General features: G+C 62.7%; 8 protein-coding genes. 4 read left to right on the forward strand and 4 right to left on the reverse strand.

The window, feature by feature from the left end; translation table 11 throughout:
• From ACP7A5_RS17375 to ACP7A5_RS17385, 3 genes are all read right to left on the reverse strand, one after another.
• Nucleotides 1-292: hypothetical protein (locus tag ACP7A5_RS17375; protein ID WP_426043078.1), on the reverse strand; the 292-nt coding region annotated here is incomplete at its 3' end.
• Between the two features lie 293 nt (nucleotides 293-585).
• Nucleotides 586-1,101, reverse strand: a complete 516-nt coding sequence (locus tag ACP7A5_RS17380) for a GNAT family acetyltransferase (RefSeq protein ID WP_426042990.1) — start codon at nucleotides 1,099-1,101, stop codon at nucleotides 586-588.
• Nucleotides 1,102-1,525: 424 nt separating this feature from the next.
• A complete protein-coding gene (locus ACP7A5_RS17385) occupies nucleotides 1,526-3,583 on the reverse strand; it encodes a tetratricopeptide repeat protein (RefSeq protein WP_426043079.1) in 2,058 nt (685 codons plus the stop codon).
• Between the two features lie 239 nt (nucleotides 3,584-3,822).
• On the opposite strand from ACP7A5_RS17385, the gene ACP7A5_RS17390 reads away from it, so the two are divergent.
• The 4 genes from ACP7A5_RS17390 to ACP7A5_RS17405 all read left to right on the forward strand — a co-directional run bounded on the left by ACP7A5_RS17390 (nucleotide 3,823) and on the right by ACP7A5_RS17405 (nucleotide 9,359).
• The gene (locus ACP7A5_RS17390) at nucleotides 3,823-4,464 is read left to right on the forward strand and encodes an IPTL-CTERM sorting domain-containing protein (RefSeq protein ID WP_426043080.1); all 642 of its coding nucleotides are present in this window, start codon (nucleotides 3,823-3,825) and stop codon (nucleotides 4,462-4,464) included.
• Nucleotides 4,465-4,919: 455 nt separating this feature from the next.
• On the forward strand, nucleotides 4,920-6,863 hold the full coding sequence (locus ACP7A5_RS17395; protein WP_426028835.1) for a TonB-dependent receptor plug domain-containing protein: 1,944 nt from the start codon (nucleotides 4,920-4,922) through the stop codon (nucleotides 6,861-6,863).
• Between the two features lie 22 nt (nucleotides 6,864-6,885).
• On the forward strand, nucleotides 6,886-7,389 hold the full coding sequence (locus ACP7A5_RS17400; RefSeq protein ID WP_426043081.1) for a YfiR family protein: 504 nt from the start codon (nucleotides 6,886-6,888) through the stop codon (nucleotides 7,387-7,389).
• The gene (locus ACP7A5_RS17405) at nucleotides 7,386-9,359 is read left to right on the forward strand and encodes an ATP-binding protein (protein ID WP_426043082.1); all 1,974 of its coding nucleotides are present in this window, start codon (nucleotides 7,386-7,388) and stop codon (nucleotides 9,357-9,359) included. Before ACP7A5_RS17400 ends, ACP7A5_RS17405 begins: the two co-directional genes overlap by 4 nt.
• A 237-nt stretch (nucleotides 9,360-9,596) precedes the next feature.
• Here ACP7A5_RS17405 and ACP7A5_RS17410 read toward each other — a convergent pair whose 3' ends face one another.
• Entirely contained in the window at nucleotides 9,597-9,779 is a 183-nt protein-coding gene (locus tag ACP7A5_RS17410) for a hypothetical protein (protein WP_426043083.1), read from the reverse strand.
• Nucleotides 9,780-9,797 lie beyond the last annotated feature (18 nt).

Below are 9,797 nucleotides of genomic sequence, written 5' to 3' on the forward strand. Positions count from 1 at the left end.
CCTGACCGCGCGCCATATCGCGGGCGACGTCGGGGATACGGCCCTCGACCTGCCGCTCCATGCGGTCGTTGCCGCGGCCGTGATCGCCGCCCCGGTTGTCGTTGCCGCCGCCCCGGTTTGCATTTCCGCCACCGTTGCCGTTGCCGCGTTCCTGCTGGGCGTTGTCGCCCCCGCCATTGCCGTTGCCCCGGCCATTACCGTTGCCATTACCGTTGCCATTCTGCGCCATCGCGGCACCCGAGATGGCCAGGGTCAGCGCCAGCGCGCTCGTCAGGGTGATTGATCGTTTCATTGTCAGACTCCTCGTCTGGAAGACCTAACGACCACAAACCTTCGCTGTTCCGCCGCTGCCATCGGCACCGTTGTCAAGGTATCTGAAGCGAAGGTCCGCTTGCCACCCGAAAGAGACGCTGAGAGAGTCCGCATTCAGCCGGTGCGGTTGGTCTTTGGAGCGGTGTTGAACAGCGGACACTCCGCACCGGCGCTGCGGGTCAGGATCGGCTGTTAGTCCGCCCTGCCTGCTTTGGGCCAAAGCCCCATTCCACGAAACGGCACGGTGCGTGCGAATGCGTCGCGGTCCCGCCGCTAGGGGGGTGAGCGCTTTACCGAAGCCTTTTGAGCGTCTTCCTCTTGTTTGGCGGCCTCGTCGCCGTCGCCGACCTTTTCCTCGACGCTGGCTGAGAAGCGCTGGTAGACGCCCAGCCCCACGAGTACGAGGACCGAGACCAGAACCAGGGCGGTGGGATAGCCCAGCATGGCGACATCGCTGCGCGCGGTCTTGAACACTACCACCAGCCCCTCGAGGAACAGGGCGATGACGATGGTGGACAGGAACTTCGTGAGAGAGCGCCGGGCCACGGCGGCTCCGCGCTTTTCATGGTCGCCGGTGACCTCCTCCTCAAACATGTATTTGGCCACGTCGAAGACGGCGATGGCGACGATGACATAGCCCAGAGCCGCCAAAATGGCGTCGCCGGCCGCGTCGACGGATCCACTACCGGCCTTGGTCAGTTCCATCAGGCCCACGCCCATCAGGCCGAAAGCCAGAAGCAGGAGCACAAGGCTGGTGGCCCCGAAGACAAGGCGGGAGATGAAGGTCATGGGACGCGTCCTCGCATGCTTTCGCCAGACGCCGTCCAAAAGCGGCTAAGCCTGAAATGGGAAAACGCCCGCACCCCGATCACGTTGCCCGGCTTGACAAGATGACGCTGCCTCATCGGAAAAGCTTGGTGAATCTCCCGCTCGCCGGGACTGAGCGCTCACGACACCAGACTCTTGGCAGGAGGTCGAATGTCGCCCGTTAGCAAGATCACTGTGGATCGGCGTCGAGATCGGACCCCATCGAAAGGCGGCCTAGGTGGTCGAATTCGCAATATAAAGGTACTTTAGCGTGCATGATGACTGGCATGCGTCGGGACCCCGTTTCGCCCCGAGATATTAAGCTTATTCAATATGTTATTTCATATCGGGTGGGGTCCCGCCTTGAACGCCGATCAACAGAGCTAAGTTTGGAATTACAGAGCCGCTAGCGAGGCCCCGGCCGTGTTCGTGCCTTGGCATGATTGGTGGCCGATTGGGTACCTTCGGTGAGTTCGACGCTGTAGGACCCTACTGTCTCTTTGTTGAGGCTGTTGGCCCTAACGAACCAAGTCTGGCCATCGCCTGTGAAGGCCACTGCTGCGTCCGTACCTCCACCCCCGTCGTCGTCCGACTGAACGGCGGCACCGGAACATTGGCCCGAACCGACGCTAAGGTAGGCGTCGAAGTCTGCTGATCGCATGAGCACGCGGTACCCTGATCCAGGCGAGGTCTGCACCTCGTAGCAATCATAGTAACTGTCGTCGCTCAGCTTAGCGTCCGAAGACGTCAGGTCTCCCGTGATGGGCTGCCCCAAGGCAAGGCTCGTCGAACCGGTGCCCTCACCGAGTTCCACTGTGTAGGTGCCGCTCGTGTCGGCCGCGAGGCTGTTAGCCCTTACGAACCACGTTTGACCGTCGCCGGTGAAGTTGACAGCGGAATCTGTGCCTTCCGCACCGTCGTCGTCGGACAAGGTGGGCGTACCCGCGCAGTCGCCAGTCCCCACGCTCAGGTAGGTGTCGAAATCTACGGACCGCAGGACCGCGCGATAAGCCGCTCCTTGGACTGTCTGAACAGCGTAACAGTCGAAGAAGCTATTGTCGCCGAGCCTTGAGTCAGAGCGGCTCAGATCGCCACGGATCGTCTGGCCGACGGTGATGAATCCGCCGCTGCTCTCCGCGGTGGGAGCCGGAGACGAATCCATGGTCCGGCCGGACGGCTCGCCGGGCGCGTTCGGCGACGAAGATTGCCGCGATTGGGGGTTCGGCGCGGGCGATACGCCGTCGTTGGCGACTGGCCCGGTCCCTTGCGTCGGCGGGCGACCCAGTTCGTCGCCGCCGGTGCGCACTTGCTGCATCACCGCCAGGCCGTCCTCGTCGCCGGCTTCGGCGGCCAGGTTCCACCAATAGATGGCGTCGGCGTCCGACTGCGGCACGCCCAGTCCCTCGTTATAGATGTGGCCGAGACTGACCCGCGCGCCGTTGTCGCCTGCATAGGCGGCTCGGCGAATGAAGGCGGCACCTCCCGCCTCGTCCTTGGCGACCTCGTTGCCCTGCACCAGCAGAAAGCCGTAGTTGGCCATGCTGGTTCGATCTCCCGCCTCGGCGGCCTGGCGAAGCAGCCGCACTCCCTCGGCGTGAGTCCCGCCGCGATCCGTCAGGTACATTCCGGCCAGAAGGCCGGTGGAGCCCATCTCGCCCTGGTCGGAGGCGGCCTTCAGATAATCGACAGCCTTGGCGTCGTCGCGCTCAACGCCGGCACCCATGGCGTAGAATGTGCCGAGCATGGCCTGGGCCTGAACCTCGCCGGCCGCCGCAGCCGGGATCAGATACCGCGCCGCCTGCTCCTGGTCTTCGACTGCGAGCGAAAGGCCGTACTGGGCCTGGCCGAACGAATTGCCCGCATCCGCCGCCTGTCTTAGCCAGCGCTGGCCTTCGCCTGGGTTCGCCGGGCCCCCGATGCCCTCGGTCAGGAAGTATCCGTAGCTGGCCTGGCTGGGCGCATGTCCCGCGCTGGCGGCCTGCTGGAAATAGCCCCGAGCTCGCACGTCGTCGCGCGGCGCGTCGTTGAAGCCGGTGTAGTAGATGCGGCCCAGATTGTACTGCGCGCCAACGTCGCCGCCCGCCGCCTCCTGCTCTAGCCGTGCCAGCATCTGTTGCGGCGTTTCCTGGGTGCGGATGACGATTGTATAGCTGTCGACGACGCTCTGGGGCCTGTTGTTGGTATAGCCACCTGAGGCACCCAAACCGCTCGATCCGCCCGATGATCCGCTTGAGGACAGTGAGGACGAGGTCGCTCCGCTAGCGCTCGACCGGGCCGCATCGGCAGTGGCTTGTTGCTGAGCAAGGCTTCGGTCGGCGTTGATCTGATCGTTGCGGGCAGCTTCAGCCCGCATGCTGTCCATCTGACGTTGTCGATTGGCTTCGTCGGTCTGCGGGTCGGCCGAAGCGGCTGACCCTAGAGCGAGAAAGGCCAAGACAGACGCAACAATCAGAAGCTTTTTCATCACGCCATCCAACAAGGTCGGACTAACATTGATTTGGAATCGTCGGCTTGTCACGCTTGGACAAATGACGAGCACTACTGGTCGCCAGCCGCAGTCCGGAAGGTCTGCTTCCAAGACATGGCGGTGAGTGTCCGGTTTCGGGCCTGATGCCAATGTCGTGGTCCGACCCATCTCGGTCACGCATTGACGTCGCGCCGGATGGCGCTCTACTTCAGTAGCCTATCTGGGGGACCCGCGTTATGAAACTGAAAATTCTGGCCGCCTTCTGCGCCTTCGTGGCGATAATCGCGCCTTTGCCGGCCCTGGCGAACAGCACCCTGACCGACGTCAGCATTGTGCTTTCGAACCAAACAGCCTCACAGCCAACGGACGTAGTCATCACCTACAGGACGGCGGCGACACTTGTTGGAGCAGGAGGAGGGGCCGGCGATTACCTGCTGAACTTTGCCGTTGGCGTGCAGGGGTTGACCTTGGCCGCCCAGTCCAACTGTCTGCCCGGGTCTGTGTCGGTCACCATCGGCGGCGCGCCGCTGGCCGGCACGCTGCACCGCTGCAGTATTTCGGGCAACCCCTCGGTATCCGAACTAAACCTTATTCTCGGCGCTGGACAGACGGTGTCGGCCGGATCCCTTATCGAGGTCACTATCCGTAGTTCGGCCGCCTCTGCCGGCCCAACGCCCGGAACCTATTCGCCAAGCACGTTCCGCACAATCTACAATAGCTCAACTGAAGTCGGCACACCGGCCGCGCCGCCCACCTTCACCGTGAACGCGCCTCCTGCGCCCGTCCCCACGATGACGGAATGGGCGATGATCCTCCTGGGCCTGATCCTCGCTGGCGGGGCGGCGGTACTGATCCAACGCCGGCGACAGCTCGATTGACCCTATACATCGGTCCGAAACGGAACGGCCTCGACTGGAAACAGCGGGGCCGTTTTCGGATCCTGGCAAGGTCTGATGTTCACCCCTAAGGGCGGTTCGGAAGGTCTGCTTCCGGGACATGGCGGTGAGTGTCCGGTTTCGGGCCTGATGCCAATGTCGTGGTCCGACCCAAAGCGGACATCGCAGTTCGTGGATGGCGATTGCGCCTGCCCTGACCGGGCGGCCTTATTGCCGGGATGATGGCAGGCCGACACATCTATCACCGCGTCATGAACAGCCCAACACGTCGTCGCACAATGCTTGGGAGGCGGATCTCTTCGGGCGGGCTGCGAAGTAGCGGAAGAGTTGGTCGATCTTGCCAAAGCCGCGACGCTCGGTGCTGGCACAGCACCGCTGATAACAGAGCTTCACCTTTCCTTCAGAGCGAAGATGCATGCTTTGCGGCTGGAGGGGAAATGCTCAGAACGCAAACATTCGTCGCGGCGGTCACTTCGCTTCTGTGGATCGTCCTCTGCAGCCCTGCGACCGCGCAATCGGAACCGATCGTGGACCTGAGCCTGGAGGAAATCCTGCAGGCGAACGTCACTTCGGTAGCAAAACGCCCGCAGCGAGTGGAAGAAACCGCAGCGGCCGTATTCGTCATAAGCCGGGAGGACATCCGGCGTTCCGGCGTTACTACGCTGCCAGAACTCTTCCGAATGGTTCCAGGCATGGAAGTGGCTAGCCTTGCATCCGGCAACGCGGCCGTGACGGCGCGTGGATTCAATGGCCGGTTCTCGAACAAGCTGCTGGTGCTCGTCGACGGCCGGGCGATCTATCTGTCGACTCTGTCGGGCGTGCTTTGGGATCAGCAGATGCCGCCCGTCGAGGATATCGAGCGGATCGAGGTGGTCCGTGGGCCAGGTGCCACACTCTGGGGCGCCAACGCTGTGAACGGTGTGATCAACGTCGTCACCAAACATGCTGCTGATACGCTCGGCGCACTTGCTGGGGCTCGCTACAGCACCGACGACGACGGACGAATTGTCTTCCGCTTGGGCGCCAGAGTGGGCGAGCACGGAGCTTTGCGGGCGTATGTAGTCGGACACCAAGGAGAGGGTTTCGCCTACGCGGTTCCCGACCGCCGCAGGGATGATTCCTCCGCCGGTCAGGCGGGTTTTAGATATGATTTCGAGCCGAACCAGACAGACTCTTTCACGCTCCAGGGCGATGTGTACCGGGGCCGGTCCACTCTTTCGCATATTGAGCCGCCGGCTGCGGTCGGCCCCCCTGTCGGTTCGCGCTTCAGCGGACAGAACCTTCTTGGACGCTGGACCCGAACCGGTGAACGTGGAGTCAGTTCTCTACAGATATACCTAGACCATGTGGAGCGGCAGGAAGGCGGATTGGATGGCGTCAGCGATCAGGCGGACATCGACTTCTCGCAGTACTACGCTCTCGGCGATCGCCATCAGGTCGTATGGGGTGCGGGGTACCGGTGGCGGAGCGACCGGGTTGACGGAACCACGCCGTTCCTCCGGTTCACTCCGGAAGAGCGCAGCGACAGCTGGTATGGTGCCTACCTCTCGGACGAGATCACCTTGGTGCCCGACAGGCTCCGTGTCTCTCTCGGCGCAAAGATCGAGCACAACGAGTATACTGGGCTCGAAGTCCAGCCGAGCGCGCGGGTCGCCTGGACCGACCCCCGTGGATGGACGACATGGGGCGCGGTCTCGCGCGCCGTTCGCACGCCTTCTCGCTTAGAGACAGCGCTTCAAACCAGCGATCCGATCATCGCAATCGCCGCGGCGGGCGATCTCGCCGCTGAGGACCTGCTCGCTTGGGAAGCCGGCTGGCGCGGACATCTCGGTCCGGCTGTGTCGCTGGATCTGACAGCCTACCTTCACCAGTACGACAACCTCCTAGTCTGGAACGCCACGCCAGCGACGGCGCCAGGCCAGCCTTTCCTCACGCTGGAGTTCGCCAACGGTGGTCGCGTAGAGACTATGGGGTTCGAAGCCGCAATCGACGCTCGTCTCACGGATCGATGGACGGTCAAGGTCGCAGCTTCCACTATGGACATGGATGTCCTGGAGAGAGGCTTTGTCGTGCCGGGGCTTGATACCTTTGACCCGGAACGATCGCCCGGCAGCCAACTTTCGGTACGTTCCTGGTTCGACGTTACTGAGACGATAGATTTCGACGTGTGGGTCCGAGAGGTCGCGAGTGCCAGCCTCGTCGAGGCGTATACAGATCTGGACCTCCGGGCCTCGTGGCGCCCCACCCCGAATCTTGAATTGTTCATACTCGGCGAGAATCTGATCGAGCAAGAACGGATGGAAATCGTCGAGACCGGCTTGGGCAGTCCGTCCGCTTTTGTCCAACGCCGTGTCTGGTTCGGCGTAACGGCTCGGTACTGACATGGACCGCCGCCCCCTCTTAATGATCGCTATCGCGGCCTCATCACTTGCCGCAGGCACGGCTCATGCCCGGCAGGCTTCAGCGCCTCCGGACGCCGGAGCGCGGGCAGCGATCATCTACAATTTCACGCGGTTCAGCAGCTGGGACGCCAGTCGCTTTGCCACACCTTCAAGCCCCGTCGTGCTCTGTATTCAGCCTCGGCACGCTCTCGCCGCGCATTTGGCCTCGTTCAACGGCCGCCCCGTAGGCGACCGATCGTTGCAGGTGCGGCAAACAGGTACCTTCGATCGAAGCTGTCACGCCGCTGTCCTAGGCCCCGCGGAAGCCAATTCGGCGAGGCTGGCCTCGCTCGCTCGGGAGGGCGTTCTCACTATTGGCGACTCGGAAGGTTTCATCGCAAACGGTGCAATCGGGATCATTACCGTGGGACGGCAAATCCGGTTCGAAATCAATAACCGCAACGCCCGCAACGCGGGAGTCGTCCTGAGCTCCAGTCTGCTGCGACTCGCAGTCATCGTCCGATGATTCACCGTATTGGCCGGTTCATCAACTCGTCGATTCAGGCGAAGGTTGCCGCGGTAGCAGTCGCAACTGCTTTGGCCGCGCTCCTCGTGGCCTACCCCACATTCATCGTCAACGAATGGCATAGCGACCGGGGGAGGCTGTTGGAGCAACGCGAGGTACTTGCGGACGTCCTTGCTGCCAACGTCGCTGCTACTCTCGTTTTTCAGGATCGTGAGGCTGCGCGGGAAACACTGGGGTCCGCGGCGAAGATCCCCGGAGTCAGCGCGGTATGGCTATTCGACGCCGCAGGTAGTCCGTTCTCCGCGTACTCGGCCGATCAAGCCAACAGCCCGCCGGCCTCCGCCTTTGTGGCAACCGGCTCGCGGTTCGAGCGGGATCGGCTGGTCATCAGTACGCCCGTGCAACTCGATAATGAGACAGTGGGCACGCTCGTGCTGATCTCCACCCTCGATGAGTTGGAGCAGATGGTGCTCGGCTATACCATGGTATCGCTTCTCGGCCTCCTCGGCGCTGTCGCCCTCGCGCTGGTTACCTCGACGTGGCTCGCACGCGGGGTCATCCGTCCTGTCCGCGTGCTCTCCCACGCCATGTTGGCCGTCAGGGAGAGCGGAGACTTCGATCTTCGGGTCGCTCCGGAGGGCAATGATGAAATGGCTGCGCTTACCGGAGACTTCAACACCCTGCTGCAGCGGCTGCGCGACAATGACTCTGCGCTGCGGACAGCCATGGTGGACTTGGTCGAAGCGCGGGACCAGGCAGAGGGAGCCAACCTGGCCAAGTCTCAATTCCTGGCGAACATGAGCCACGAGATCCGCACCCCCCTCAATGGGGTGCTCGGTATGGCCCAGGTGCTGGAAAAGGCGAGTCTGCCCGCGGTTCATCAAGAGAAGGTAGCCGTCATTCGCGCTTCCGGTGAACTGCTTCTCACGGTCCTCAATGACATTCTCGATATCTCCAAGATTGAAGCCGGGAAGCTGGAAATCGTATCGGAAGATTTCGAGCTCGCCGGCGCAGTCCAGGCGGCCTTCGACGCGTTCGAGGGCCTCGCGCACGAGAAGGGTTTGGATTGCAAGCTGGCCCTTGAATCCTCCTGCGAAGGCTTCTGGCGGGGAGACTCGATGAGAACCCGACAGATCCTGTCGAACCTGCTTGCGAACGCGATCAAATTCACCGAGTCCGGCTCCGTGAATGTCGAGGTCCGCGCACGAGACACAACCGTCGAATTCGTTATCTCGGACACGGGCATCGGTATGCCTTCAGATGTTCTCTCGCGACTTTTTTCCAAATTTTCCCAGGCGGACAGTTCAACCACTCGCCGCTTCGGCGGATCAGGCCTAGGTCTAGCGATCAGCCGGGAGCTGGCCCAGCTCATGGGTGGCGACATCCTCGTCGAGAGCGCGGTGGGCCGTGGCTCGCAGTTCACCTTGCTGCTGCCAATGCAGAGGCGGGCCTGCCCGGCCGCACAGCCGACGACGACCGCGGAGAGCCCGCCGTGCGCGCCCGGCGCGCAACCGCTTCGGATTCTGCTGGCCGAGGACAACCCTACAAATCAGATGGTCGCGCGCGCGCTGCTTGAGCCTCTGGGGGTCGATCTCCGCATAACGTCAGATGGCCTCGAAGCCCTCGATCGCTGGCGCATGGAAGACTTCGATCTCGTCCTCTTGGATATCCAGATGCCCCGGCTGGACGGCGTGGGCGTCGCCCTTGCCATCCGTGCTGAAGAGACGCGGACGGGCAGGGCTCGGGTTCCGATCATCGCGTTGTCCGCCAATGCCATGGCGCACCAGATCGCCTCATATCTCAGCGCGGGCATGGATGGGCACGTGGCCAAGCCCATCGAGGTTAGCAAGCTCTATGCCGTGATCGAGGAGGCCGTTCACGGCCAACCGATCCCGACCCGCCCAAGCTCAAGTCTCGACGATGATTCAATGCTGTCCGCAGCGGATGCGACGAGCCGCCAGTTCGGCTGAGAGTTAAGTTCCGGCCCACTCGCCCCTCTCCAAGAACCTGTACGGCTCCCGTTTGCTCTGGGACAATTCGGGATCGATCGAGGGGCGGCGTCTGACCTGCAGCATGTTCCAGACGCACGTGATGATCCTACAGCTCCGCTGGCGGAAATCAGGCTAGCGCCAGTCCCACGGTAGCAATACCCAAAGTCCGCTTTCCACCCGTTTCAGACGTCCGGGACGTCCGCTTTCGGGTTGCCCCTATCCCGGCCAACGGGCAACGCCGAGGCAGACGAGCGCGCCGGCAAACACCAGTAGCCATCCATCGACCTTTGCGGTGTCCGGATGGACCGGCTTGCCGAGCTGCCGGCGGCGAATGCTCCAAAGGGCGAAGCTCATCCCCAGACCGCCCGCGATGATGTCGATGTCCGGCGACCAAAGCATCCGTGTTCGTGACACCTA

Source organism: Brevundimonas sp. TWP2-3-4b1, assembly GCF_049897665.1.
Taxonomy (GTDB): Bacteria; Pseudomonadota; Alphaproteobacteria; order Caulobacterales; family Caulobacteraceae; genus Brevundimonas; species Brevundimonas subvibrioides_B.

Bases quoted from the DNA above. Each gene is read 5' to 3' on its own strand.
- ACP7A5_RS17400 (WP_426043081.1), top strand. From the start codon at position 6,886: ATGATCGCTATCGCGGCCTCATCACTTGCCGCAGGCACGGCTCATGCC.
- ACP7A5_RS17395 (WP_426028835.1), top strand. From the start codon at position 4,920: ATGCTCAGAACGCAAACATTCGTCGCGGCGGTCACTTCGCTTCTGTGG.
- ACP7A5_RS17380 (WP_426042990.1), bottom strand. From the start codon at position 1,101: ATGACCTTCATCTCCCGCCTTGTCTTCGGGGCCACCAGCCTTGTGCTC.
- ACP7A5_RS17390 (WP_426043080.1), top strand. From the start codon at position 3,823: ATGAAACTGAAAATTCTGGCCGCCTTCTGCGCCTTCGTGGCGATAATC.
- ACP7A5_RS17405 (WP_426043082.1), top strand. From the start codon at position 7,386: ATGATTCACCGTATTGGCCGGTTCATCAACTCGTCGATTCAGGCGAAG.
- ACP7A5_RS17385 (WP_426043079.1), bottom strand. From the start codon at position 3,583: ATGAAAAAGCTTCTGATTGTTGCGTCTGTCTTGGCCTTTCTCGCTCTA.
- ACP7A5_RS17410 (WP_426043083.1), bottom strand. From the start codon at position 9,779: ATGCTTTGGTCGCCGGACATCGACATCATCGCGGGCGGTCTGGGGATG.